Origin of the sequence: Arthrobacter sp. Soc17.1.1.1 (assembly GCF_036867195.1) — a bacterium.
In the GTDB taxonomy this organism is placed as follows: Bacteria; Actinomycetota; Actinomycetes; order Actinomycetales; family Micrococcaceae; genus Arthrobacter_D.
The window spans coordinates 443,647-467,212 of record NZ_JBAJII010000001.1 but is presented as its reverse complement, the minus strand read 5'-3'; the positions used below and the strand labels follow the sequence as shown (position 1 = coordinate 467,212).

Annotated in this window: 25 protein-coding genes; 7 read left to right on the top strand and 18 right to left on the bottom strand. The window is 71.3% G+C overall.

Annotation, left to right across the window (positions count from 1 at the left end; genetic code table 11):
* Window positions 1-26: 26 nt before the first annotated feature.
* The 15 genes from V6S67_RS02220 to V6S67_RS02150 all read right to left on the bottom strand — a co-directional run bounded on the left by V6S67_RS02220 (window position 27) and on the right by V6S67_RS02150 (window position 12,248).
* Complete coding sequence (locus V6S67_RS02220; RefSeq protein WP_334208690.1) at window positions 27-458, bottom strand: flagellar hook assembly protein FlgD; 432 nt, start codon at window positions 456-458, stop codon at window positions 27-29.
* Window positions 459-474: 16 nt separating this feature from the next.
* Complete coding sequence (locus V6S67_RS02215) at window positions 475-2,103, bottom strand: flagellar hook-length control protein FliK (RefSeq protein ID WP_334208689.1); 1,629 nt, start codon at window positions 2,101-2,103, stop codon at window positions 475-477.
* Window positions 2,100-2,849, bottom strand: coding sequence for a C40 family peptidase (locus V6S67_RS02210; RefSeq protein WP_334208688.1), 750 nt, complete (start codon window positions 2,847-2,849; stop codon window positions 2,100-2,102). Before V6S67_RS02210 ends, V6S67_RS02215 begins: the two co-directional genes overlap by 4 nt.
* On the bottom strand, window positions 2,846-3,283 hold the full coding sequence (locus V6S67_RS02205; RefSeq protein ID WP_334208687.1) for a flagellar FliJ family protein: 438 nt from the start codon (window positions 3,281-3,283) through the stop codon (window positions 2,846-2,848). Before V6S67_RS02205 ends, V6S67_RS02210 begins: the two co-directional genes overlap by 4 nt.
* Window positions 3,280-4,596 (bottom strand): FliI/YscN family ATPase, encoded by a 1,317-nt coding sequence (locus V6S67_RS02200; protein WP_334208686.1) that lies wholly within the window; start codon window positions 4,594-4,596, stop codon window positions 3,280-3,282. The genes V6S67_RS02205 and V6S67_RS02200 overlap by 4 nt, the downstream gene beginning before the upstream one ends.
* Complete coding sequence (locus V6S67_RS02195; RefSeq protein WP_334208685.1) at window positions 4,593-5,195, bottom strand: FliH/SctL family protein; 603 nt, start codon at window positions 5,193-5,195, stop codon at window positions 4,593-4,595. The genes V6S67_RS02200 and V6S67_RS02195 overlap by 4 nt, the downstream gene beginning before the upstream one ends.
* Window positions 5,185-6,201, bottom strand: coding sequence for a flagellar motor switch protein FliG (fliG, locus tag V6S67_RS02190; RefSeq protein ID WP_334208684.1), 1,017 nt, complete (start codon window positions 6,199-6,201; stop codon window positions 5,185-5,187). The genes V6S67_RS02195 and fliG overlap by 11 nt, the downstream gene beginning before the upstream one ends.
* Window positions 6,198-7,838, bottom strand: coding sequence for a flagellar basal-body MS-ring/collar protein FliF (fliF, locus tag V6S67_RS02185; RefSeq protein ID WP_334208683.1), 1,641 nt, complete (start codon window positions 7,836-7,838; stop codon window positions 6,198-6,200). Before fliF ends, fliG begins: the two co-directional genes overlap by 4 nt.
* On the bottom strand, window positions 7,838-8,146 hold the full coding sequence (fliE, locus tag V6S67_RS02180; protein ID WP_334208682.1) for a flagellar hook-basal body complex protein FliE: 309 nt from the start codon (window positions 8,144-8,146) through the stop codon (window positions 7,838-7,840). Before fliE ends, fliF begins: the two co-directional genes overlap by 1 nt.
* The gene (locus tag V6S67_RS02175; RefSeq protein WP_334208681.1) at window positions 8,146-8,538 is read right to left on the bottom strand and encodes a flagellar basal body rod protein FlgC; all 393 of its coding nucleotides are present in this window, start codon (window positions 8,536-8,538) and stop codon (window positions 8,146-8,148) included. The genes fliE and V6S67_RS02175 overlap by 1 nt, the downstream gene beginning before the upstream one ends.
* Entirely contained in the window at window positions 8,538-8,879 is a 342-nt protein-coding gene (locus tag V6S67_RS02170; protein ID WP_334208680.1) for a flagellar basal body rod protein FlgB, read from the bottom strand. Before V6S67_RS02170 ends, V6S67_RS02175 begins: the two co-directional genes overlap by 1 nt.
* Before the next feature lie 124 nt (window positions 8,880-9,003).
* Window positions 9,004-9,447: a hypothetical protein gene (locus tag V6S67_RS02165; RefSeq protein ID WP_334208679.1), complete on the bottom strand. Its 444-nt coding sequence runs from the start codon at window positions 9,445-9,447 to the stop codon at window positions 9,004-9,006.
* Window positions 9,440-9,898, bottom strand: coding sequence for a flagellar export chaperone FliS (gene fliS, locus V6S67_RS02160; protein ID WP_334208678.1), 459 nt, complete (start codon window positions 9,896-9,898; stop codon window positions 9,440-9,442). The genes V6S67_RS02165 and fliS overlap by 8 nt, the downstream gene beginning before the upstream one ends.
* A 5-nt stretch (window positions 9,899-9,903) precedes the next feature.
* Window positions 9,904-11,274: a flagellar filament capping protein FliD gene (gene fliD / locus V6S67_RS02155; protein ID WP_334208677.1), complete on the bottom strand. Its 1,371-nt coding sequence runs from the start codon at window positions 11,272-11,274 to the stop codon at window positions 9,904-9,906.
* Between the two features lie 146 nt (window positions 11,275-11,420).
* Entirely contained in the window at window positions 11,421-12,248 is an 828-nt protein-coding gene (locus V6S67_RS02150) for a flagellin N-terminal helical domain-containing protein (protein ID WP_334208676.1), read from the bottom strand.
* A 267-nt stretch (window positions 12,249-12,515) separates the two neighbouring features.
* Between V6S67_RS02150 and V6S67_RS02145 the strand changes: the two genes are divergently transcribed.
* The 6 genes from V6S67_RS02145 (at window position 12,516) to V6S67_RS02120 (ending at window position 19,761) form a co-directional block, all read left to right on the top strand.
* Window positions 12,516-14,795, top strand: a complete 2,280-nt coding sequence (locus V6S67_RS02145) for a putative bifunctional diguanylate cyclase/phosphodiesterase (protein ID WP_334208675.1) — start codon at window positions 12,516-12,518, stop codon at window positions 14,793-14,795.
* A gap of 160 nt (window positions 14,796-14,955) precedes the next feature.
* A complete protein-coding gene (locus tag V6S67_RS02140) occupies window positions 14,956-16,524 on the top strand; it encodes a sulfatase-like hydrolase/transferase (protein ID WP_334208674.1) in 1,569 nt (522 codons plus the stop codon).
* 105 nt (window positions 16,525-16,629) lie between these two features.
* The gene (locus V6S67_RS02135; RefSeq protein ID WP_334208673.1) at window positions 16,630-17,115 is read left to right on the top strand and encodes a flagellar protein FlgN; all 486 of its coding nucleotides are present in this window, start codon (window positions 16,630-16,632) and stop codon (window positions 17,113-17,115) included.
* Window positions 17,116-17,122: 7 nt separating this feature from the next.
* Window positions 17,123-18,508: a flagellar hook-associated protein FlgK gene (gene flgK, locus V6S67_RS02130; RefSeq protein ID WP_334208672.1), complete on the top strand. Its 1,386-nt coding sequence runs from the start codon at window positions 17,123-17,125 to the stop codon at window positions 18,506-18,508.
* A gap of 9 nt (window positions 18,509-18,517) precedes the next feature.
* Window positions 18,518-19,393 carry a flagellar hook-associated protein FlgL gene (flgL, locus tag V6S67_RS02125; RefSeq protein WP_334208671.1) on the top strand — a complete coding sequence of 292 codons (876 nt, stop codon included), beginning with the start codon at window positions 18,518-18,520 and terminating at the stop codon, window positions 19,391-19,393.
* Window positions 19,390-19,761: a flagellar assembly protein FliW gene (locus V6S67_RS02120; RefSeq protein ID WP_334208670.1), complete on the top strand. Its 372-nt coding sequence runs from the start codon at window positions 19,390-19,392 to the stop codon at window positions 19,759-19,761. Before flgL ends, V6S67_RS02120 begins: the two co-directional genes overlap by 4 nt.
* Before the next feature lie 152 nt (window positions 19,762-19,913).
* On the opposite strand, the gene V6S67_RS02115 is transcribed toward V6S67_RS02120, so the two are convergent.
* Window positions 19,914-20,753: an aldo/keto reductase gene (locus V6S67_RS02115; RefSeq protein ID WP_334208669.1), complete on the bottom strand. Its 840-nt coding sequence runs from the start codon at window positions 20,751-20,753 to the stop codon at window positions 19,914-19,916.
* Window positions 20,754-20,874: 121 nt separating this feature from the next.
* Between V6S67_RS02115 and V6S67_RS02110 the strand changes: the two genes are divergently transcribed.
* Window positions 20,875-22,443, top strand: a complete 1,569-nt coding sequence (locus V6S67_RS02110) for a hypothetical protein (RefSeq protein ID WP_334208668.1) — start codon at window positions 20,875-20,877, stop codon at window positions 22,441-22,443.
* Here the strand turns inward: V6S67_RS02110 and V6S67_RS02105 are convergent.
* Window positions 22,437-22,925 (bottom strand): hypothetical protein, encoded by a 489-nt coding sequence (locus V6S67_RS02105; RefSeq protein ID WP_334208667.1) that lies wholly within the window; start codon window positions 22,923-22,925, stop codon window positions 22,437-22,439. The genes V6S67_RS02110 and V6S67_RS02105 overlap by 7 nt on opposite strands.
* A 7-nt stretch (window positions 22,926-22,932) precedes the next feature.
* Window positions 22,933-23,544, bottom strand: a complete 612-nt coding sequence (locus tag V6S67_RS02100) for a bacterial proteasome activator family protein (RefSeq protein ID WP_334208666.1) — start codon at window positions 23,542-23,544, stop codon at window positions 22,933-22,935.
* Between the last annotated feature and the right edge of the window lie 22 nt (window positions 23,545-23,566).

The following is a 23,566-nucleotide window of genomic DNA, read 5'->3' as shown; positions in this document are numbered from 1 at the left end:
GCGGAGCGGAGGTGGTCGGGCGGAGATCAGGGAGCGGTCGGGGCCGGCAGGGTACCGACACCGGACACGAGGTCGAGGGCGATGCTCCTGCCGCCGATGGTGACGGTGGGGACGGGGCCGCTGTAGGAGACGGCGGTCGCAAGGCCGCGGGCCTCGATGCCGTCGGCTCCGGTGTAGGAGACCTCGTTGCCGATGAGCGCGGCCGCCGAGGACCGCATCTGGAGATGGAAGTTCTCCTCGCTGAGGCCGGTCATCTGCGTGATCTTCTCCATCATGGCCAGCTGCGTGGTCTGGGAGATCATCTGGTTGGTGTCCATCGGGGCGCTGGGATCCTGGTTGCGCAGCTGGCTCACGAGCAGCGACATGAAGACCTCGGAGTCCATGGCCTGCTTCCGGGTCCCGGCAGCAGGTGTCGTGGTGGGAGCGAAGGTCGCGGCTGCGACCGGATCTATGGGCATTGCTGTCCTTCCGGGGTCAGGCGAAGAGATCGAGGGTCGAGGTGCCCGGGGCCGGGCGGGCTGCCCAGGTGGGCGGGGCCGGCGCCGGACGGGCCTCGGCGGACCGGGCGTGCCGCGGTCCGTGATCCCGTGGTCCGTGATCCCGCGGTCCGTCCCGGGGGTCGTCGGGGGTGCCGGTGCCGAGGTCGAGCGACGCGGACAGACCCGACGACGACGCCTCCCGGCGCAGGTCCGGCAGCGCCTGCCTGAGCGCCTCCCGGCCGCCGTCGGTGGCCGAGAAGAACTCGATCCTCGCTCCGTCCGGCGACAGGCTGGCGCGGATGGTGATGGGGCCGAGGTCCTCCGGCGCGACGGTGACGGTGATGGTGCTCGTCCCGCCGGGGGTGGCGGCCGCGGCCTGCGCGAGCGCGAAGGCAGGGCCGCCGAGCTGCTGGGGCAGCGGCGCGGCCGCAGGGCGTGCGGGTGCGGTGGTGTCCGCAGGCGCGACGACGGCCGACGGTAGCTGCGGCAGGGGCAGGTCGGCGCGGACGGCTGCAGGAGGCTGGGGGGTGCCGGCCTGCTCGGTGGTTACCGCAGGCGGTGTGGCGGCGGCCGGCGCGCCGGGCTCGGCGGCTCGTCCTGCTTGCGTCCCTCCTGCTTCCGTCGCTCCTGCTTGCTTCTGTGCCGCAATGTCGGCGGCGAGCGGGGATTCCGTCGCCGCGAGGGCTTGGGCACCGGCAGCGACTGCACCCGCGGGGGTCGGCGTGCCAGACGGAACTCCGCCGGCGTCACCTCCGGCCGGCACCGTGGTGGTCGCGGCGGCGGGCACGGCTCCGGCGGGAGAGCCGGCAGCGATGCCCTGCGTCTCCGGGACCGGGGCTCCTGCAACAGCGGGCGCCGGCGTCGGCGAGGTCTCCACGACGGGTGTCGCGGTCCCGGGCGAGGTGGTCGTTCGTCCGCCTGCGGCAGCCGGCATCGTCATCGAGGGGGCGGGCCCCGTCATCGGGGACGCCTGCACGGCGCCCGCAGGACCGGCGGCACCCGCGGGGCCGGCCGCACCGGTTGCACCAACTGGACCGGCAGCATCCGCAGGACCTGCCGCACCAGTCGCACCGGCTGCATCTGCGGCGTCGGCAGGACCGGCAGCTTCCTCGACCGCCCCGGTCAGGGCAGTTCCTACGACCGCGATGCCGGCAGCGACACCGAGGGGCGACGCGACCTCATCGGAGGGCGCATGGAGGACCGCGGACGCCTCGTGTGTCGGGGCAGCCGCCGGATCCGATGCCGACGCCGCCCCCTCCCTTTCTGAGGACTGCAGGAGGCCGCCACGGCGCGGGTCCGGCCCCATCGCCGGGGACGGAACGGGCGCTGCCTCACGGCGCAGCACGCCTGTCGGCGCCCGAAAGCCTGCAGGTGTGCCGGAGCGCACATCGCCGGCGTTCCGGGACTGGTCGGGGCGCTCCGCATGCCGGCGGTACGCCTCGCCGAACGACGATGCCGACAGTGATGCCGACTGCGACGCCGACCGGGACGCGGACAGCGATGCCGACTGCGACGCGGACAGCGGCGACGTCTCGGAGCCGTCCCGATTCCCGGCGGCCGGACGGACGCCACGCAGGGTGTCACGCGGGGCGGCCGTGGCGGCAGCTCCCTGGACGGGGCTCATCGGGCCATGCTTGCGAGGAAGGCCGCCTGCGCTGCGTACGCTGCATCGGCGGATCCCGGGGTGCCCGTCGACGCCGCCGACGGGAGGGCTGCGGGCGCCACGGACGCGGATCCCGCGGGGGCCGCGGGCAGGATGCGGCGGATGGTGGTGATGTTCGCGTCCGTCTCCCACATGTCGCGGACCGCGACGGTCTGCCCCGGCTGCGGGGCGTCGATCGCCTTGCCTCCCCCGAGATACATGGACACGTGCCCGCCGTCGTGGCTGAACAGAAGGTCCCCGGGCTGCGCCTCGGCGAGCGACGGGACGTGGGTCCCGGCGTTCATCTGGTCCCAGGTGACGCGCGGCAACTGGATACCGATGTCCGCGTAGGCGCGCTGCACGAAGCCCGAGCAGTCCAGCCCCGTGGCCGGGTCCGTCCCGCCCCACACGTACGGGATGCCCTCGTAGGAACGCGCCGCCTCTATGAGCCGCGCGGCGTCACCCGAGGCCGGGACGGGAACGGGGACGACGCCGGGGACCGTGGCCGGGGAGTCCGGCGCGACGGGCGCGGTCACACCCGCGAGCGCGTCGGCGAAGAGCTCGGCCGTCGCGGGCGGGGCTGGAGTGGGGCCGGCGGCCGCCGCGGAGCCCGCCGCCTTCGACCCCACGGGCGAGGTGGCGCCGGCGGCGGAGCGCGCCGGCGCGGCGAGCATGGTGAGGGTGGACTGGATCTGCTGGATGCGGCCCACCGCGTCGGTCATGGTCATGCCCGGTCCTTCCCTGTGCGCTGCAGCCTTCCGGCCGCTGCGATCTCGTCGAGGACCCGCTGTTCGGCGCCGAGCAGTGCGCTCGCCTCGCCCTCGCTGTGCCGGGCCTCGAGCTTCTCGAGGCCCTTCGTGTCGGCCCGGGCACCCCGATAGGTGACCTGGGCGTGCTCCCGCTCGGCCTGCAGCCGGCCCTCGAGGGCGTGCAGGTCGGCGAGCATGCTGCGGGCCGAGGCACGGGCCGCGGCCGCCGCGTACAGCGACGCCGATCCCGACGGATCGAGGTCGGTGCCCTCGAGGGCCTCGCCGATGCCGCGGGTCCGAGTCCTCGACGCCCGCAGTCGCTCGTTGGCCTCGGCGAGCCTGCCTGCGGCCTCGTCCTCGCGCAGCTGCTTCAGCCGGAGCAGGCCTGCGAGGGGGAACTGTCGTGCCATCATGAGATTCCCATCGATGCTGTGAGGTGGGTGAGGCGGTTCCAGGCGTCGTCGAACGGGGTCTGCTCGTCCATGCGCTGCTGCAGGAACGCGTTCACGGCGGACTCGTGGTCCACCGCGGCGTCCACGAGCGGATTGGAGCCACGGGAGTAGGCGCCGACGTCGATCAGGTCCTGTGCGGCCTTCCGCGCGGCCAGGGCACGGCGCAGGACGGCGGCGGTTCCCGCCTGGTCGCGGCTGGTGACGCGGGAGGCCACCCGGGAGATGGACGCGAGCGGGTCGATCGACGGGAAGTGCCCGGCGACCGCCAGCTTGCGGTCGAGCACCACGTGGCCGTCGAGGATGGAGCGCGCGGCGTCGGCCACCGGCTCGTTGTGGTCGTCGCCGTCGACCAGCACGGTGTACATGCCGGTCACGGAGCCGGTGGCCCCGGTCCCTGCCCGTTCGAGGAGCTGGGCGAGGAGTGCGAAGGTGGACGGCGGGTAGCCGCGCGTCGCGGGAGGCTCGCCGACGCTGAGGCCGATCTCGCGCTGCGCCATCGCCACGCGGGTCAGCGAGTCCATCATGAGCATGACGTCCGCCCCGCCGTCGCGGAACGACTCGGCGATCCGGGTGGCGACGAAGGCGGCGCGCAGGCGCAGGAGCGCGGGCTCGTCGGAGGTGGAGACCACCACGATGGACCGCGCGAGGCCCTCGGGGCCTAGATCGTCCTCGAGGAACTCGCGGACCTCGCGGCCCCGCTCCCCCACGAGGGCGATCACGGAGACCGCGGCGTCCGTCCCGCGCGCGATCATCGACAGCAGCGAGGACTTGCCGACACCCGACCCCGCGAAGAGGCCCATGCGCTGGCCGCGTCCCACGGTGGTGAGCGTGTCCATCACCCGGACGCCGAGCTGCAGGGGTTCGGTGATGCGCGTGCGCTCGAGGGCCGCGGGCGGCGTGTTCTCGAGGGACACCCAGGAGACGTCGGTGAGGGGCCCCCGCCCGTCGATGGGCCGGCCGACGCCGTCGAGCACACGGCCGAGCAGCCCGGGACCGGCCGGGACGAGCAGCGGCCGTCCCTGCGCGCGGACGGGCGCGCCGGCCTGGATGCCCACGAGGTGGGCGTAGGGCATGCAGCGCAGTCCGGTCAGCGACGCGGCGACCACCTCGGCGTCCACGGGCGCGTCGTCGCCGATGGTCACGAGGTCGCCGAGGGCGCAGTCGAGCCCCACCACGTCCACGCCGAGGCCGACGACGGAGGCCACGCGGCCCACGCGCTGGGGGGCCGCTGCGGTGTCGGCGGCCCGGATCGTCTCGTCGAAGGTCAGCGTCATGCCGCACCGTCCGCCAGTGCGGCGCGGACGCGTGCCAGCGCCGCCCCGAGGCGTGCGTCGATGAAGCCGTTCGGGCAGTCCGCGACGGCGTCGCCCCGGTGCAGTGCGGCATCGGCGACGAGCGCGACGCCCGCGGGGACCGCGTCGGGTCCCAGCAGGTCGAGGTCGGCCGGATGCAGCCGGACCGCACGGACCTCCTCGCCGTCCGCTGCCGTCAGCGCCCGCGTGACGGCGGCGCGTGCCGACGACGGCGCGTCCTCCAGTGCACGCCCGAGCAGGGCCTCCGTGATGGAGAAGGCGGCGTCGAGGATGCGGGAGCGGGCCTGGTCGAGGACCGGTGCGGTCCGCGCGTCGAGCGCGCGCGCGGCGGTCTCGAGCACCCTGAGCTGTTGCGCGAGGAGCGCGTCCGCGCGGGCTCGGGCGGCGGCATGCTCGGCGTCGAGCCGTGCACGGTGCTCGGCGAGTTCGGCGCGCGCGAGGACCAGCCCGTCGGCGTACCCGGCGGCGTGCCCCTGCGCGATGGCGGTGTCGTGGGCGGCCCTGCCGGAGCCGGGGCCGAGGCGCGGGAAGGAGATCGGGGTGAGGGCGTCAGTCGACAATCTCGTCCTCCTCCCCGCGCATGATGGTGATGGTGCCCTGCGCCTCGAGGTCGCGGATGGCACGCACCACCTCGGCTCGGGCCTCCTCCACCTGCGACATCCGCACGGGACCCATGCCCCGGATCTCGTCGTCGAGGATCTCCCTGTTGCGCTCGGAGACATTCGCGCGGATCACGGTGATCACGGCCTCGGCGGCACCCTTCATGGCGAGCGCGAGGACCGCGGAGTCGATGCCGCGCAGCACCTGCTGGACGTCGCGGCGCTCGAAGTTGACGATGTCCGCGAACGTCAGCATGCGGGCGCGCACCTCGTCGGCGAGCGCCGGATCGCGGCTCTCGAGCCCGTCGAGCAGTTCACGCTCAGTGCTGACGTCCGCCCGGTTGATGATGTCGACGAGGGGCTGGATACCGCCGATCCGCGAGGCTCCCCGGTCGGGTGCGGCGACGGCGCCCGCCCTGATCTTGATGGTGTCGGCGACCACGGACACGGCCTCCGGCGTCGCGGAGCCCATCGTCGCGATGCACTGCGCGACGTCGGTCCGGGTCTCGGGGGCGAGCCCGGCGAGGACCGTGGAGGCGCGCTCGGGCTTCAGGTGCGCCAGGACGAGGGCGATGGTCTGCGGAAGCTCGTGCTCGAGCACCGTCTGGATCTGGCCGGGCTCCACGGTGTCGAGGAACTCGAAGGACTTGCCCGCCACCGTCGAGGCCAGGCGACCGACGACGCCCGCGGCGCGTTCGGCGCCGAAGGAGGACTCGAGGAGCCCCACGGCCACTTCCATGCCGCCGCGGGTGCGGCGCCGTCCGCTCGTGGCCAGTTCGTGGAACTCCGCGAGCGCCTCCTCGGCCGCTGCGGGCTCGACGCGGCGCAGTCGCACGATCTCCGCGACGATCTCCTCGGCCTCCGCCTCGGACAGCTGGCGGAGGATCTCGGCAGCCCGGTCCTGGTCCAGCTGCATGAGGACCATCGCGGCCTTCTGCGTACCGCTGACGGCTCGTACGGCACTCATACGCTCTGCCTGTCATCCATCATGCTGCGCAGGAACTCGGCCGTCTTCGCGGGGTCCTGCGTGGCGAGGGCGTCGATGTCGGCGCGCATGCGGTCCAGCTCGGATTCCGCCGAGCCGGCCTGCAGGGCGCTCTGCACCGCGGCGACGTCGATCGTGGTGGTGTTCGGGGCGGGTTCCAGCGGACTGATGAGTGCGACGGCCGGGTCGAGTGCGGGCGTGCCGGGACCGGGAAGGGCCGGGTAGACGCCCTGCAGTTCGCCGAGGTCGAGCGGTTCGCGCCGCTGGCGGCGTGACCTGCGGGCGTAGATGATGAGGGCGACGATGGCCACGAGGAGGATGGCCGCGACGATCGACAGTGTGCGGATGAGGTCCGCGCGCTGCTGCTCCGCCTGCGCCGCCTCGGCTTCGCCGAGCGCATCCGCGGCGGCGTCCGCCCCCGCCTCGTTGAAGGGGAGCTCCTCGACCGTCACCACGTCCCCGCGCTCGGTGTCGATCCCTGCGGCGCTGGAGACGAGGGCCGTCAGCGCCTCGGCGTCCATGTTGGCCGTGGCGCCCTGGTTCACCGCGACGGAGACGGTCTGGCGGTTGATGCCGCCGGCCGGCACCGTGGTGGACTCGGTGGTCTTGTTCACGGCGTTGTTGCGCGTGCTGGTCTCCGAGTTGAAGGTGCCGTCACCGTTCGCACCGTCTTCGGGGACGGCGATGTTGTCCGGTCCGAGGATGCCGGCGTTCCCTCCACCGGCCCCCTCATAGGCCTCGGTGGTGGTGGATTCGTTGAGGGCGGGCGCGTTGTCGGGGGTCGTGAAGCTCTCCTCGACCCGCTCGGCGCTCTCGAGCTTCATGTCCGCGGCCACGGCGACGGTGGCGTTGCCGGCTCCGACCACGCGGTCCAGCATCGACTGCACGGACGCCTGGATGCGCTGCTCGTAGTCGGACGCCTGCTGGTCGGCACCCCCGGTGGCGCCGACGCCGACGGCGGAGAGCACGCGGCCCTCGGCGTCGATCACGGCGACGTCCGCGGCGTCCATGCGGTCGATCGAGGCGGACGTCAGGTGGGTGATGGCCTGCACCTGGTCGCCCGAGAGCGTGGTGCCCGGGCTCGTCTCGACGAACACCGAGGCCGTGGGCTTGCCCTGCTCCGCGACGAACACCGTGTCCTCGGGGATGGCGAGGCGCACGGTGGCGGTCTTGACGCCCTCGATCGCGGACACGGTGGCGGCGAGCTCACCCTCCAGGGCGCGCTTGTAGGTGGTGGACTGCTGGAACTCGGAGGAGGTCACCCCCATGTCGTCGAGCAGCGAGTACCCCCCGGTGGACGACGACGGGAGGCCCGCCGAGGCCGCCTTGATCCGCTGGTCGTACACGGCGCCCTCGGGGACGAGGATGGTGCCGCCGCCCTGGGTGAGCTCGTACGGCACGCCGTCGGTCTGCAGCTGGTCCACGATGGTGCTGGCGTCCTCGCCGCTGAGCCCGGAGAACAGGGGCGTGTAGGAGGGCTTGGACAGCCAGGACGTGAGCGCGATCCCGCCGAGCACGAGCACGGCGACGCCGATGATGGCGATGGTGCGCTGGGCGATGGTGAAGCTCTTCACGGCGTCGCCGAGGCGGGTCGCCGTGGCGGACAGGGGGGTGGGCATCAGGCCTGCATCCTCATGATCTCGTTGAAGGCGTCAACGCCCTTGTTCCGGACGGCCGCGACGAGCTCCAGCGTCACCTGGGCGCGCGTGGAGGCGAGGGTGGCGTTGTGGATGTCGGTCAGGTCGCCGGTGACGGCCTGCACGGCGAGCTCGCTGGACGTCGACTGCAGGGACCGCACGTTGTCCACGGCGGACGTGAGCGACGTGGCGAAGCCCTGCCCGCCGGCGTCGGACACCGGGTCCGTGCCGACGGACGGCAGGTAGGAGGTGGCGGCGGGCTGGACCGCGCCGATCGCGGGAATGGGCATCAGGAACGTCCAATCTGGAGGGCGGCCTCGTAGGTGGCCTTCGCACGGTCGACGACGGCGGCGTTGGCCTGGTAGCCACGCTGCGCCATGATGAGCTGCCCCATCTGGGCACTCATGTCGATGTCGGGGTAGCGGACGTAGCCGTCCTCGTCCGCGAGGGGGTGGTCGGGTTCGTGCACCAGGCGGCCCTCGGCGCTGCCGAACTCGGCCCCGGCCACATAGGCGCCCTGCCCGCTCTCGTCGGCGCGCGCCGTGATGTAGCGCTGCTGGAAGGCGGCGCCGTCTGTGGAGGTGACCGTGTTGGCGTTGGCCATGTTGTCAGCGACGGCGTCGAGCCACTTGCGGTGCAGGGTGAGGCCGGTGCCGGAGATGCCGATCGCGTCGAAGGTCATCAGGACGTCCTGAGGGCGGTGCGGATGCTGGTGAAAGGCCCCTCGACGGCGCGGGCGGCGAACTGGAAGCGCAGCACGGTGTCGATGTTCGAGAGGGTCTCCGTGTCGAGGTTGACGTTGCTGCCGTTCAGCCGGGTCGGTTCGAGGGACGTCTCCGTGGTGGCCTGCGCGCTGCCGTTCCCCATCGACACCGAGCGGGCCAGGGCGTCCTCGAAGCTGACGCGCCGGGCATGGAAGCCTGGGGTGTTGACGTTCGCGATGTTGTTCGCAGTGACGCGCTGGCGCAGGGCGAGCCCGTCGAGGGCGCTGCGCATGGCGAGCGAGGACACGGAATCGAGCACGACGGCAGAACCTCTTCCAACAAGGCCGAGCGGCCGATCCATGGCCTGGGAGTGAGCGATCCGTGCTCACCGGCGACTATCGGATGGCAGCAGGCCACCTGTTAGGTGCTTCTGTGAAGAACTTTCAGCCCGTGACGTCGAGGTAGACGGCGGACTGCGGCGCGGCCGTCGCCGCCCGGACCGACCCGACGGCGCCCTGGTGGCGCCGCAGGGTCTCGGCGTCGCCGGTGAGCCGGGTGAGCACGATCTGCTGGCGCTCCCGGATCCGCTGGGCGCGCGGCACGAGCGAGGCGGGGATGGGACCGTCGACGCGCGGCGGCGTCCAGTCCACGGAGGCGGCGGTGCGGCGCAGGAACTCCGGGCCGGCTGTCGTCGCCTCGGCGGTAGCGCCGGCGGAATCACCGGTGGTATCAGCAGCGGAATCAGCAGTGGAATCAGCAGTGGTATCGGCAGCGGCCTCGAGGGTGTCGAGGACCTTCTCGAGCGCATCGAGGGCGGAGGTCCAGGCCAAGACGGCGGCGTCCTGGCCTGCCACTCCCCCGACGGCTGCGTCGGTCTCGTCAGCCAACGCCGAGGACTCCGAGGGACCGCGGCGCATCCTGGCTCTGGCTCTGGCCCTGGGCGACGGCGGCAGGCCGGCCCGTGCTCGCCGCCTCGTGCCATGCCTGGCGCAGCGGCTCCAGGATCTCGGCGCACTCGGCGGTCCTGGTGCGGTCCCGCCGGGTGTTGGCCTCGACGAGCGTCTGGCGTACGTAGGTGTAGAGGGACATGAGACCGGCGGCGCCGTCCCACACGTCGGTGCGGAGCGAGGACATGAGCTCGCCGACGATGTCCTGGGCATGCAGCAGGTTCTCGCTTGCCACGGACCAGTCCCCCGCTTCCTGGGCGGCACCGGCCCGGGCGAGGTCGAGCAGCAGCCGGTCGTAGAGCATGGTCAGCAGCCCGGCAGGTGTCGCCGACAGGACGGCGTCCTGCACGTACTGCGAGCGCTTGGCCTGGTATCCGTTCATCTGCAGCATCTGGGCTAGCTTCCGTTGGTGGGCAGGCCGGCCAGCTGGGATGACAGCCAGTCCCCCTGCGATTGGAGTTGTGACAGTTGGACCTCGAGCGCCGAGTAGGTGCGTTCGAGCGTGGTGCGGCGCTTCTCGAGGCGGAGATCCCAGTCGGAGACGCGGTCGTTGAGGGTGCGGACCGTCGATTCCTGGCTCTGGATCCTGCGCGTGAGTTCGCCGTCGTACTTGTCCGAGGCCGCTTTGCCGGCGTCGGCGACGCGTGCGGCCAGCTGCGTGAGGGCGTCCTCGACCTGGTCCGGATCGGCGGCGAGTGCCTTTGCGAACTTCTCGGCGTCGAACTCCACGGTCCCCGACCGGGTCAGCGTGATGCCCAGCTCCGACGTCGACCGGCCGTTGATGGGAGCCGTCGCCGCCGTGAGCACGGACTGGGCGATGCCCCGGACGGCGCTGTCGCCGGTGAAGCGGCCCGACGTGGGGGCGGCGCCGGCCGTCGCACCGGGCGTGACCTTGGTGTTCGTGTCCACGAAGGAGAAGACGGAGCGCAGCGCGTCCACGAGTTCCTTCGCCTTCGCCGACGTGGCGTCGGCGTCACGCGCGACGGTGACGGACACCGGCTCGGTGGTGGTCTTGCTGACCGTCACGGAGACGCCGGGGAGGATGTCGGCGAACGTGTTCGACGACGACGTGATGGTCTGCTCGGCCGCCGTACCGCCCCAGAGGACCACCTCGGCGTTCCGGGCGGCGCGGACGGTGGCAGCTCCTGCCTCGGCGAAGAGATCAGGGGCGGTCCCCGCGGTGACGTCGGCGGCCGTGCCGCGGAACACGGAGAACCCGTGCTCGGTGCCCGGTTCCTTCGCGGTGAACTGGAGCCGGTACTGGGCCACGCCGTCGACGGTCCCGGCGCTGACCTTCGTGGCGGTGATGCCGACGTCGGCCTTGTTCACCTGGGCGACGACGTCGTCGAGGGTGCCGGTGGTCGTCACCTCGGTGGTGGTGCCGTCCGCCGCGCGCAGGGTGAGGGTGGAGGCTGCCGCCGAGAAGGCCGTCATGGTCGCCGTGACCGAGGACTGCGAGGAGGCGAGCTGCTTCACGGTGAAGTCGAGGGTGCCGGCGCCGGCGGACGAGGTGGCCGTGGCGGTGACGGTGTCGCTCGTGGAGGCGGCCTTGTAGAGGTCGAGGGCCTGCGGCTTGGCGGTCTTGGTCGCGAGCTCGGTCAGGGAGCTCAAGCGGGTGTTCAGCTGCTGCAGGGCCGTGATGAAGCCCTGCGTCGAGGTGGCCTTCGCCCTGAGGAGCGTCTGCGGGCGTGCTTCCAGCTGCATGAGCTGGTTGATCATGTTCGTGGTGTCCAGCCCGCTCGCGATGCCGTCGATGGAGAACGCCATGGGTCTACCTCTCGGGTGGGGCCGGGATGTACTACTGGTTCAGCTGCGGATGTGTCGGGGATGCTTCGCGGCGAATGCACGGTGGCGGGACCTCTCGGTCCAGGATCAGTCCCGCCACCGCGCACCTTCGCCTACGAACTCACCGCTTAGCGGAGGAGCTGAAGGACACCCTGGTTCATCTGGTTGGCCTGCGCGAGCATCGCGGTACCGGCCTGCGAGAGGATGTTCGAACGCGTGAAGTCGGCCATCTCCTTCGCCATGTCGGTGTCCGTGATGCGGGACTTGGCCGCGGAGAGGTTCTCCTGCGAGACGTTGATGCTGTTGATCGCGGACTCGAAGCGGTTCTGCACGGCACCGAGCTCGGAGCGCGCCGTGGAGACAGACTTGATCTGCGTATCCAGCGCGGCGATGGAGGTGAGTGCCTCAGCCGCACTGCTGAATTTCAGGCCCTTGACGGCGGTGGCGACGGCCTCGACATCGGCAGTCTTCACCGTGATCTGATCATTTGCCGCTACCGAGCCTGCACCGACCTGGAAGGTCAGGTCGGCTGCTGCAGCAGTGAGCAGATCGGTGCCGTTGAAGTTCGTCGACGCGGCGATCCTGGTGAGCTCGTCGCCGAGGGCAGTGACCTCGGTCTGGATTGCCGTCCGTGCATCCGCGTTGTTCGAGTCGTTGCCCGACTGCACGGCTAGGTCACGGACGCGCTGCAGGATGCTGTGGACCTCGGTCAGCGCACCTTCAGCGGTCTGGACCACACTGATGCCGTCCTGGGCGTTGCGGGCTGCAACTCCCAGGCCGCCGATCTGCGAGCGCAGACCCTCGGAGATCGCGAGGCCGGCGGCGTCGTCGGCTGCACGGTTGATGCGGAGACCGCTGGACAGCTTCTCGAGCGACTTGGACATGTCGCCCTGGGTGCTGGAGAGGTTGCGGTATGCGGTGTTGGCCGCGGTGTTGGTGTTGATCTGGAAACCCATGATGTATTCCTCCGTGAAAGGGCTGCTATCGCCGGCCCATCCATGGGCCGGCACCAGTAGCTATCGGAGGCGGGTGGGCGATCGTTAGGGCTCGATGCAACTTTTTTCCGGACGCCGTCCCTGAGAGCTGGATACGCGCAAGGTAGCCCAAGGTTTCACTGCGGGTTGGAGCGCATCAGGCCGAATCCGGGGTTGCGCCCGCACCACCGCCCTAGGCTCTTTCCTCGATGGTCAGGTTCCTGATCGTCGAAGGGAAGGATGTGCAGGGTGCGTGCTGATACCCGTAAGGCCGGCAGGACCGGCAGGGACACCATGGGGCGTACAGACGCCTCCCGTGTCCTGGCCATCGGGACGGTCGTCGTACTGCTGGTGTACATCGTCGCCGTCCTGTTCGGCGACATGGCCCGGGTCGACCTGTTCGGCGCGTGGCTCGGCATCGTCGCGGAGCTCGCCGCGGTGGCCGTGTGCGTCGGCGCGGTGCTGCGAACCCGCTGGTCCCAGTGGCAGATCCTGCTCGGCGGTGCGGCGGTCGCCGTCTACACCGCCGGTGACCTCTCCTATCTCCTGGCGTTGGACGGAGAGGAGTCCCTCGCCGCCGTCTCGCTCGCGGATGCAGCGTACTTCGTCTTCTATCCGCTCATGCTGGGCGCCCTCGCAATGACGCTGCGGAAGCTGAAGGGCGTGGCCTGGCCGGTGCTGCTGGACAGCCTCGTGGGGGCTCTGGCTGCCGCCTCCCTCATGACCCTGATCCTCGCGCCGGTCCTGCGGTCCGGGGCGGCCGGCGGTACGCCGTTCGAAGTGGTCGTCGCCGTCGTCTACCCGCTGCTCGATCTGTTGCTGATCACCGCCGTCGGTGGCCTGCTGACCTCCCGTGGGCTCGATCTCGGGCCGCGCTGGCCGCTGCTCATCGCCGGACTGATCCTCTTCTCCGCCGCCGACGTCGCCTACGCGCTGGGCATGCAGGACTACGCCGTCGGATCGATCATCGACGTCGGCTGGATCGTGGGAGTCGTCGGAATCGCCCTGTGGATCGACGGCGTCGCCAGAGCAGGTACGGCGTCCCGCCACCACGACCGTGCCCTGCCCGCCCTCACCACGCTGATGGCGTCCACCACAGCGGCCGTCGCAGTCCTGATCATCGGCTGCCAGGTCCCCATCCCGCTTCTTGCCCAGATCCTCGCCGCCCTCACCCTGCTCCTCACCGCGGCACCTCTCGTCTTCCGGAACCGCATGCTGCGGATCCTCGCCACCACGGACGAGCTGACAGGGCTCCCGAACCGTCGGGGGCTGGTCGCCGATCTCCCCCGACGGGTGGGAGGTGACCGCGTCGGCGCCCTGCTCTTCATGGACCTCGACCGCTTCAAGGACGTCAACGACGCGCTGGGACACGACGTCGGGGACGCCCTCCTCGTGCAGGTCAGCGAGCGCTTCGCCCGGCAGGTGGATGCCGGCGCCCTCTTCGCGCGTCTGGGTGGCGACGAGTTCGCGCTGTTCCTGGACGGTGCCACCCGGGAGGAAGCCCTCACCGCGGCCCGACGGCTGGAAGCCGCGCTCGACCAGCCGATCCAGGTCGGTACGGCCTCCCTGAAGGTCAGCGTCAGCATCGGCATCGCGCTCACCCCGGACAACGGCACCGACGTCACCCTCCTGATGCGCAAGGCGGACATCGCCATGTTCCGTGCCAAGTCGGACCGCAGCGGGCACCACGTCTACAGCTCCATGGACGACGACGGCGGCGCGCGGAAACTGAGGACCCTGCAGGAACTGCGGGTGGCGCTCGCCGAGGCCCAGTTCGAGGTGCACTACCAGCCCAAGGTGCGGCTGACCGATGATGCCGTGAGCAGCGTCGAGGCCCTGATCCGGTGGAACCACCCCCTTCTCGGGCAGTTGCCACCGGCGTCCTTCCTGCCGCTCGCGGAAGAAGCGGGCCTGATGCCCGCGATCTCCGCGCTCGTGCTCGAGGAGGCCGTGGCGCAGGTGGACAGGTGGCGGACCGAGGGACTGGTGATCAGCGTCGCCGTGAACCTGTCCGGATCCTGCATCCAGGAGGGACTGCCCCGGCAGATCCGCCTCCTCCTCGAAGAACGCGACATCCCGCCGGAATGCCTCGTGCTCGAGATCACCGAGGACATGCTGATGCGGAACCCGGCGGATGCTGCGAGGATCCTGGCGCGGCTCCGTGCGAAAGGTATCCAGATCTCGATCGACGACTTCGGCACCGGGTACAGCTCCCTGGCGTACCTGCGCGATCTCCCCGCCGATGAGCTCAAACTCGACCGGTCCTTCATCACCGCCATGCGCACGGACCGCCGGGCCCACGGGCTCGTGGGCTCCATCGTCGACCTCGCACACAGCCTGGACCTGCGGGTGGTCGCCGAGGGCGTGGACAACGAAGCGACCCGCGCGGAACTGCGGGCACTGGGGTGCGATCTCGCGCAGGGTTTCCACTTCGCGCGGCCCCTGCCCGCCGCCGACGTGGCCCCCTGGATCCGCGCCCACACCCCGGCCGTACCGGAGGACGACACCCTGGTGGCACAGAGAATCTGACGGACAGCGAAAAGTATTCGAGGTATACACCGCAATACGCATGGGTGAACCGCCGGTGAACAGGTAGCGTGGCAGTACCAGTTTGTTCCCATGCCCGAGAACGGGTCGGATGTCAGGGTCTTCGGCGGACACAGAGGCATCCCGAGCGCGAGGTGTTGTCATGTCCGGCCGGATTCTGCACGCGACCCGACGGTTCGGCGTCGTCCTGGCGCGTCTCCTGGTCTACGTGCTCATCTGGGCGGGGCTCGCGCTGCTCATCGCCGGCATCGGCATCCGCGCCTACTGGGGCGAGATCTCCGTCGGCCAGATGCTCCTGAACCTCGTCACCGTCGAACCCGACGGTGGGGGCGGCTCCATCGTCTGGATGGGCATCCTGGGCATCGGTGTCGTGCCCCTGCTCATCACCGCGGGCATCGCCGTGGGACAGCACGTCCGGCGTCGCCGGCGCCGTGACGACGACGTCGTGCGCCCTCGCCGCACGCAGTGGATCCTCCGCACGGTCTCCACCGCCCTGGTGGCCGCCGTGGTGGTGGGCGGCACCACGGCCTTCGCCTCCGCGGTGGGTATGGGCGACTACCTCAGGGCCGCGAACTCCGAGTACGACCTCGCCGACTACTACGTGGAGCCGACCGTCACCGGAGACGCGGACAAGCGCAATCTGGTGCTGATCTACCTCGAGTCCGGCGAGGCGACCCTCGCGGACGCCCAGCTCTTCGAGAAGGACGCGTTCGTCCCCCTGAAAGCGGCCACCGAGGCCTCGGACGGCTGGCAGGGCGTGGACGATCTCCAGCAGTACGAGGGCGGGGGCTGGACCATGGCCGGTCTGGTCTCGACGCAGTGCGGCGTCCCGCTGAAGGGCTCGGGGGCCGGTGCCGGCAGCAGCTCCAGCGACGGGCCCGCGGAGCCCGCCGAGTCCGCGACCGACTCCGGCTCCTACCTGGCCGGGACCACGTGCCTGGGCGATGTCCTCGACGAGCACGGCTATACCAACGTGTTCCTGGGCGGCGCCAACGCCTCCTTCGCCGCGAAGGACACCTTTCTGGGTAACCACGGCTACACCGAGGTCAAGGACCTCTCCGACTGGCGGGCCGCCGGCGAGCCGGAGAGCAGTTTCCGCAGCGACTGGGGCCTGAGCGACGAACGCCTCATGGCCCACGCCCGGGACGAGATCGACCGGCTGCACGCCGAGGCGGAGACGACCGGCCGGCCGTTCAACCTCTCCCTGCTTACCCTGGACACCCACGAGCCGGTGCACGTGTACGACTACTGTCCCGTGGACACCTCCAACGAGGTCACCTCCGTGTTCGCCTGCTCCCTGACACAGGTGGCCGGCTTCGTGGACCACATGGAGGAGCAGGGCTACCTCGAGGACACCGCCGTGGTGATCATGGGCGACCACCTCAAGCACATGAGCGCCGGCGACGCGTTCCACGAGCAGCTGGACGACCACGCCGGGCGCAGGATCTTCAACCGGATCCGGATCCCGGGTGACGACGGGACCAGCACCCTGCGCCCCGGCGTGGACCAGCTGAACATGTTCCCCACGCTCCTGGAAGCGGCCGGCCTGACCCTGGAGGGCCGCGAGGCCGGACTGGGCGTGTCCGCATTCTCCCCGGACGTCCCGACCGGTTCGGCGCAGGCGCTGGACCCTGCGACCTACAGCGAACTGCTGCACTCCCACTCGCCCCGTTTCTACACCGCAGCCTGGTCCGGCGACGGCGCCCGGTAGCACCGCGCACCAGCAGCGGCTCCGCAGGACCGCTTACGACCGGGCACCCGCTGCCGATAGTTCTCCCGGTTCCACATGACGGTGGCGCCGGAGAGGAGGGACACCGTGAGCACACAGGATCTGTCCGCCCTGCTCTGGCAGGAGCGTGAACTGCTCGAACTCCTCGTCTTCAAGCTCGAGGAGGAGCAGCTGCTGCTCACCTCCGGCAAGACCCGCTGGCTGCACCACGCCACCCGGGAGGTGGAGCAGGTCCTCGAACGGCTACGCGAGACCGGCCTCGCCCGCGCCGTGCACGCCTCCGGGGTGGCGGGCGCCTGGGGGATCGACGACGGCGCGACCCTGCGTGAACTGGCAGCGGCGGCCCCCGACGGACCCTGGCAGGAACTGCTCTCCTCGCATCTCCAGGCCATGACGGCGCTGGTCGCCCAGATCGCCGCGCTGCGCGATACCAATCAGCAGTTCCTGAGAGCGGCCAGCCGGTCGACCCAGGAGACCCTCGCGGGCATCGGCACGGGGGCGGGCACCTACGCCGCCGACGGCGCCGCCCTGCAGGGTCACGGCCAACCGACCCTCCTCAACAAGGATCTGTAGCGGAACAATGAGCACCTTCAGCGGACTCACCACGGCCTACTCCGGCCTCGCCGCCGCGCGCGCGGGCCTCGACGTGACCGGGCAGAACATCGCCAACGCGACCACCCAGGGGTACACGCGCCAGCGGCTCGAGACATCCGCGGCCGCGCCGGTCCGGCCCACGCTCTTCAGCACCGGCACCCGCGCGGGTGAGGGCGTGCTCGCCCAGGGCATCGCCCGCCTCGGTGACACCCACCTCGAGGCGCGGGTCCGTATCACGGCCGGTGCCGCCGGGTACACCGCCGTGCGTGCCCAGGCGTACTCGGCACTCGAGGACGGGCTGAAGGAGCCCGGCACCAACGGTGTCTCCGACTCCCTCCAGAAGTTCTGGGCGGGCTGGCAGGGCCTGTCGAACCAGCCCGACAAGGACGCCCCGGCGTCCGCGCTCCTCGCCGCGGCCGGGCAGCTCACCTCACGCACCGCGGCGGGCTACCGCGAGGTGCAGACGCAGTGGGCTTCGACCCGGTCCTCCGCCGCCGGACTCGTCACGGAGGTGAACGACGCCGCCGCGCAGGTCGCCGACCTCAACCGGCAGATCCGCTCCAGTGTCGCCTCGGGTGCCCCGGCCAACGAGCTCGTCGACCGCCGCACCACACTGGCGGCGACGCTCGCCGGCCTGACCGGGGCCACCGTGCGCGACAATCCGGACGGTACCGCGGACGTCCTGCTGGCCGGCAACCCGCTCGTCGCGGGCACCACTGCACGCGCCCTGCAGGTCACCGGCCCCCTCCAGCTCGACGGCGCCGGTGAGGTCCGGGTCGAATGGACGCACCGGCCCGGCGCCTCCGCGGGCGTGGAGAGCGGCGAACTCGCAGCGACGCTCTCGCTCCTCGCCCCCGCCGACGAGGGCGGTGCCCTCGCGCAGGCCGCCGCCGGATACGACGCCTTCGCCGCGAATCTCGCCGACCAGGTGAACGCGCTGCATGCCGACGCGGGCAAGGGACCGTTCTTCGCGTACCAGCCGGGGCGGGCCGCAGCCTCACTCGCCGTCGTGCCGACGCGCCGCGAGGACTTCGCGGCCGGCGCTCCCGGCGCGGGCGCCTTCGACGGCTCGGTGGCGGACGCGATCTCCGGGCTGGGCACCGGCACGCGGTCCCCCGACGCCGCGTGGTCGGCCTTCGTCACGGATCTCGGTGCCGCAGCACGCGCCGAACTGCAGGGCAACGCCCTCGCGGAGGTGTCGGCCACCACAGCGATGCAGCAGCAACTCGGCGCCACCTCGGTGAGCATGGACGAGGAACAGGTCAACCTGCTGGAGTACCAGCACGCCTACCAGGGCGCCGCGCGCGTGATGACGGCCGTCGACGAGATGCTCGACGTCCTGATCAACCGCATGGGAATCGTAGGACGGTAGGAAGGCACCATGATCACCCGCGTCACCAACCAGACCATGCTGCACGGGGCCCAGCGCTCCCTGCAGGTGAACCTCGCCCGCCTCGCGGACCTGCAGGAGAAGGCGTCCAGCCAGAAGGCCATCCGCCGCCCCTCGGACGACCCGGCCGCTGCGGCCGAAGCCCTGCGCGTCCGCACCGAGATCGGTGCCAACCAGCAGTACGGCCGGAACATCGCCGACGGAGAAGGGTGGCTGGCACAGCTCGACAACGCGATGACGATGTCGAAGCGGGCCCTCGACACCGCGAACGACCTGACGCTGCAGGGCTCCAACTCGTCCCTGCCGCCCACCGGCCGCGAGGCGCTGGCACTGGGCATCGAGTCGCTGCGCACCGAGCTCGTGTCGCAGGCCAACGCGACCTATGGGGGCCGCTTCCTGTTCGCTGGGAACTCCGACGCCCCCGCCGCCGTCGCTCCGGATCTCACGTTCCCGGCCGGCGGGACCGTGGAGCGCCGCGTCGGCCCGCACGAGACCATCCGTGTCGACGCCGACGGCGCCGCCGTCTTCGGTAGCGGTCCCGGCTCCGCCTTCGCCCTGCTGGACACCATCGCCGCGGACCTGCGGGCCGGCAAGGACGTGTCCGTGCACCTCGCACCGCTGCAGCAGCGCATCCAGGACCTCACCGCCCACCGCAGTGAGATCGGCACGCGCCACGCACGCCTGCTGGGCGCCAAGGACACCGTCGCCGATGCCTCGCTGGCTCTCGAAGGAGAACGCGCCGCCGTGGAAGACGTCGACCTCGCGTCCATCATCCTGGACCTCAAGCTCCAGGAGACCGCCTACCAGGGCGCCCTCGCCGTCTCGGCCCGCGTCCTGCAGCCCTCGCTGATGGACTTCCTCCGATGAGGGCCGCCTTCGTCACCCCTCCCCCGGGCCTCGCTCCCCTCACCCGCTTCGACCTCGAGCAGGTGCCGGGCGCGGACGGGCTGTTCACGCTCACCGCAGCGGACGAGCCGAGCGTGCGCCTGTTCCTCCTCGACGCCGCCACCTACGTGCCGCACTACAGCCCGCGCTTCTCCGACGCGCAGCGCGACGTACTCGGATCCGACGTGCCGGAGGCACACCTGTTCGTCGTCGCCAACCCGGGGACCGGGGGCACCACCGTCAATCTCGCCGCGCCGATCGTCCTGGATCCCTCGACCGGGCGCTGCGCCCAGCTGATCCTGGACGGGGCGGACTATCCACTGAAGGCCACGCTGGCCCAGGCCGCCTGAGGCCAGGGCAGGAACGACAGGAGCAGGAACGACAGGAGCCGCCCGGCGATGCCGGGCGGCTCCTGTCGTCATCGGTTGCGCTGCAGCGGGATCCCGCCGTCAGGCAACCCCCGTGACGTCGGGAGGAACTGCGGTGTACGGGCCGGCAGGGGCTAGGCGAAGTCCGAGGTCGCCGGATCGGCGCCGATACGGCCTGCTGCACCCTTGTCGAGGCCGTTGATGGCCTCGATGTCCTCGTCCTCGAGCTTCACGTCGAGCGACTCCCAGTTCTCGATGATGCGGGACTCGGTGACGGACTTGGGGATGACCACGTTGCCGAGCGCGAGGTGCCAGGCGAGGACCACCTGGGCGGGCGTCGCGTTGCGCTTCTGTGCGATGTCCTGCAGCACGGCGTCGTCGAGCAGTCCCTTGCCGGAGCCGATGGGCGACCACGACTCGTGCAGGATGCCCTTCTCGGCCTCGAAGGCACGCAGCTCGGCCTGGTTCAGGTACGGGTGGGTCTCCACTTGGTTGATGACGGGCACCACGCCGGTCTCGTCGATGATCTCGGTGAGCGCCTCGATGGTGAAGTTCGAGACACCGATGCTCTTCACGCGGCCCTGCTTCTGCAGTTCGATGAACGCCTTCCAGGTGTCCACGTACTTGCCCTGCTTGGGCTGCAGCCAGTGGATGAGGTAGAGGTCGAGCGTCTCGAGGCCGAGGCGCTCCATGGACTCGTCGAACGCCTTCAGCGTGCTCTCGTAGCCCTGGTCGGCGTTCCACAGCTTGGTCGTGATGAACATTTCCTCGGGGCTCAGGCCCGACGAGGCGATCGCCCGGCCGACGCCTGCTTCGTTCCCGTAGATCTTGGCGGTGTCGATGTGGCGGTAGCCGGCCTTGAAGGCCTTGCCCACGACCTCCTCGGCGACCTTGTCCTCGACCTGCCACACGCCGTACCCGAGCTGGGGGATCGTGAGGCCGTCATTGAACGTAAGGTTTGGTGATGTAGTCATATAGGCGGGAACCAACGCGCCCTTTCATTTATTTCTGTTTCCACCGACAACTATCAGCCCGCGAGGTATTCGCTCCCCGGAGCCGAGCCACGCGGACCAGCCTGCGATGACGGAGGTATGGATGAGTGCTGCTGACGATCCGGTGCGGATCACCCTCCATGACGACGCCTACCGGTACGCCTACCGCCGTTCCTGGTCCGCACGGCTCGCCGCGGCGGCCGCGCTCGAGGCGGTGGAGGCCGTCGACGCGCATCGAGCCGGTCTTCCTGCCGAAGCCGGCCAGGCTGCTGAAGCCGGCCAGGGCGCTCCAGGCGCCGAAGAGGCCGCAGTCCTCCTGGTCGCCGCGGCCCGGGCAGCCCTCGAGCGCTACCTCCCGCCGGCTCTCCCGCCCCGCGTGGAGGCCGATGACCTGCAGGCGGCCCTCGCCGCCCTCGCTGCCGGTGAGCGCGAGTTCCTCCTCCTGCACCATTGGGACAGGCTGGACGTCGAGGCCGCCGCGAGGGCCTCGGGCGAGGACGCCGGGAGGCTGCGCGACATCGAGGCCGCATGCGCCCGCCGGGTGGAGTCCGCGGGGGGATCCGTCGTCGCCCTCGCCGCGCTCCTGGCGGACGCTGATCCGGCCCGGGCCGTCCGCGAGGAGGACCTCCGGCGCAGCCGCGGTGCGCTCCCCGACCGGGCGCCGGCGACGACCGCCCCGCCGGCGGAGGACCGTACCACCACCCCCACACCACCGGCGCAGCACGAGCCCCCTCCGTCCGACGACAACGGGTCCCGGAACCGGAGGATCCAGGTGGTGGTCGGTGCCGCCTGCCTCCTCCTGATCGTCGCGGCCCTGAGCACGGCCCTCCTCCCCCGCCGGGCCACCGGCCCCGCCGAGGAGACGGCCCGTCTCTACGACCTCGCGGACGTCGTGGTGGTGGTGGCCGCCGCGAACGTCCAGCCGACCGTGATCGACGGCGAGGTGCGGATCCTGCGGGGGGCCACGGTGGTGCAGCTGCTGAAGGGCGATGAGAGGCGCAGGGTCCTCACGGTCGACGTCACGGGACGGAGCACGCTCGAGCGCACCTACAGCCGCAGCTTCTTCCCGCCCAACCAGCTCATGTTCCTCGACCACGGCGAGCACGGCGTCCTCACGCCGATCGAGGGCGAGGGCTCCGTCCTGACCCTCGTGGACCGCAGGGCGCCGGAGGCCGCGACGAGCGACGGTGAACCCGCTCCCCTCCCGGACGGGCTGCGCGACGCCATCCGGGCCCTGCCCGAGGAGGAGCTCCTGCTCGGGACGAGCGGCGAGCCTCCCGGGGCGCTGGACCCCGCGGCCGTCGTGGGGATCCGGCCACCGGAGGGCCACGATCCGCAGGACATGCCGGGAACCCTCCTCGGCACGTTCCGCATGCATGCCGAGGACGGGCAGGCGTGCGTGCTCTTCTCGTTCGACGGCCACGCGATCCTGCTGCGCTGGCCGGAGGGCTTCACCGCCTACGAGCGGCGGTCGGTCTCCGACGACGATCCCGCAGGCGGCCTCCGCGTCCTCACCGTCCTGAACGAACGCGGCTACCCGTACGTGGACGAGAACCGGTCGACGCCGTTCATCCGCGGCGTGCCGACGGGTGTCCGGGGGATGTGCGGCGGGCGGGAGGTCGAGATGTGGGACATCGCCGTCGACCCGGGAAGCACCCTGCTGTCCTACTGATGACCGACGGGGCGCCGGCCGGTGCGCTGGCCGGCGTCCGGCATGGCCCGCTCCGCCTCCTCGACGTCCTCCGCCACGAGCTGTGCCCGGCGACGCACATTGTCGAGACCGGAGGACGCGATACCCCACCGCTCGCCGTCGAGCCTCGCCATCGCCGCGGCCTCGGCCGTGGTGGCGAGCGTGTTGCCCGCGCGCGACAGCGCACGGTGCACCTGCATGAGTGCCCCGGGGATGTCGAGCCCCGTACTCGGCGAGGACGCCTGGGCTCGCACGCAGACCTCCCGGACGCGCGGGAGCATCTCGCTGAGATCGTTGGCGATGCCGACGAGTTCGTTGTAGACGTCGTCGTCGTCGATGCCCTCGAGGATCTGGTGGTAGCGGTCGAGTCCGCGGCGGAAGCGGTCGTGCGCACGCCGCCACACCCCGGTGCCCAGCTCGGCGTCGTCCTTCCGTCCCTGCCGCGCGGCCGCGAAGAAGGCCACGGACGCCCTACAGGTACTGGCCGGGCCCGTGGGTGTCCGCGGGGGACGCCTGGGCGCTGCGTGCAGGCGGGATGCGCCGGGGCTCGCCGTCCTCGCCGACCACCACGCCGGGCGCGATCACCGTGCCGGGCGGGAGTTCGCGGAGCTGGAGGCGGGCGGCGAGCTGCTGGTTCGCCATCTGCTGGGCCGCCAGCGCTGTCTGGATACCGTGGAAGAGACCCTCGAGCCAGCCCACGAGCTGCGCCTGCGCCACGCGCAGTTCCGCGTCCGTGGGCACGGCGTCGCGGTCGAACGGCAGGTTGATGCGGCGCAGTTCCTCGACCAGTTCGGGGGCGAGGCCGTCCTCGAGCTCCCGGACCGAGCGCTCGTGGATGGAGGCGAGGCGGCTGCGGCCGGCGTCGTCGAGCGGGGCGGACCGGACCTCCTCCAGCAGCTGTTTGAGCATGGTGCCGATCCGCATGACCTTCGCCGGCTCGTCCACGAGCTCCGCGAGCTTGGCGGGACGGTTGTCCGGGGCGGGCACCGCGGGTCCGCCGGGCGTCACGGGTCCGCCGGGCCGCTGGGTGTCCTGCGCGCCGGGGAGAGGAATGACGGGGCCGGCAGGCTGCTGTTCAGTCATGACGCAATGCTCCCACAACCGC

Excerpts from the sequence above, each read along its gene's own strand:
- V6S67_RS02220 (WP_334208690.1), bottom strand. The coding sequence starts at position 458 with ATGCCCATAGATCCGGTCGCAGCCGCGACCTTCGCTCCCACCACGACA.
- V6S67_RS02215 (WP_334208689.1), bottom strand. The coding sequence starts at position 2,103 with ATGAGCCCCGTCCAGGGAGCTGCCGCCACGGCCGCCCCGCGTGACACC.
- V6S67_RS02210 (WP_334208688.1), bottom strand. The coding sequence starts at position 2,849 with ATGACCATGACCGACGCGGTGGGCCGCATCCAGCAGATCCAGTCCACC.
- V6S67_RS02205 (WP_334208687.1), bottom strand. The coding sequence starts at position 3,283 with ATGATGGCACGACAGTTCCCCCTCGCAGGCCTGCTCCGGCTGAAGCAG.
- V6S67_RS02200 (WP_334208686.1), bottom strand. The coding sequence starts at position 4,596 with ATGACGCTGACCTTCGACGAGACGATCCGGGCCGCCGACACCGCAGCG.
- fliG (WP_334208684.1), bottom strand. The coding sequence starts at position 6,201 with ATGAGTGCCGTACGAGCCGTCAGCGGTACGCAGAAGGCCGCGATGGTC.
- fliF (WP_334208683.1), bottom strand. The coding sequence starts at position 7,838 with ATGCCCACCCCCCTGTCCGCCACGGCGACCCGCCTCGGCGACGCCGTG.
- fliE (WP_334208682.1), bottom strand. The coding sequence starts at position 8,146 with ATGCCCATTCCCGCGATCGGCGCGGTCCAGCCCGCCGCCACCTCCTAC.
- V6S67_RS02175 (WP_334208681.1), bottom strand. The coding sequence starts at position 8,538 with ATGACCTTCGACGCGATCGGCATCTCCGGCACCGGCCTCACCCTGCAC.
- fliS (WP_334208678.1), bottom strand. The coding sequence starts at position 9,898 with ATGCTGCAGATGAACGGATACCAGGCCAAGCGCTCGCAGTACGTGCAG.
- fliD (WP_334208677.1), bottom strand. The coding sequence starts at position 11,274 with ATGGCGTTCTCCATCGACGGCATCGCGAGCGGGCTGGACACCACGAAC.
- V6S67_RS02150 (WP_334208676.1), bottom strand. The coding sequence starts at position 12,248 with ATGGGTTTCCAGATCAACACCAACACCGCGGCCAACACCGCATACCGC.
- V6S67_RS02140 (WP_334208674.1), top strand. The coding sequence starts at position 14,956 with ATGTCCGGCCGGATTCTGCACGCGACCCGACGGTTCGGCGTCGTCCTG.
- flgK (WP_334208672.1), top strand. The coding sequence starts at position 17,123 with ATGAGCACCTTCAGCGGACTCACCACGGCCTACTCCGGCCTCGCCGCC.
- flgL (WP_334208671.1), top strand. The coding sequence starts at position 18,518 with ATGATCACCCGCGTCACCAACCAGACCATGCTGCACGGGGCCCAGCGC.
- V6S67_RS02120 (WP_334208670.1), top strand. The coding sequence starts at position 19,390 with ATGAGGGCCGCCTTCGTCACCCCTCCCCCGGGCCTCGCTCCCCTCACC.
- V6S67_RS02115 (WP_334208669.1), bottom strand. The coding sequence starts at position 20,753 with ATGACTACATCACCAAACCTTACGTTCAATGACGGCCTCACGATCCCC.
- V6S67_RS02110 (WP_334208668.1), top strand. The coding sequence starts at position 20,875 with ATGAGTGCTGCTGACGATCCGGTGCGGATCACCCTCCATGACGACGCC.
- V6S67_RS02100 (WP_334208666.1), bottom strand. The coding sequence starts at position 23,544 with ATGACTGAACAGCAGCCTGCCGGCCCCGTCATTCCTCTCCCCGGCGCG.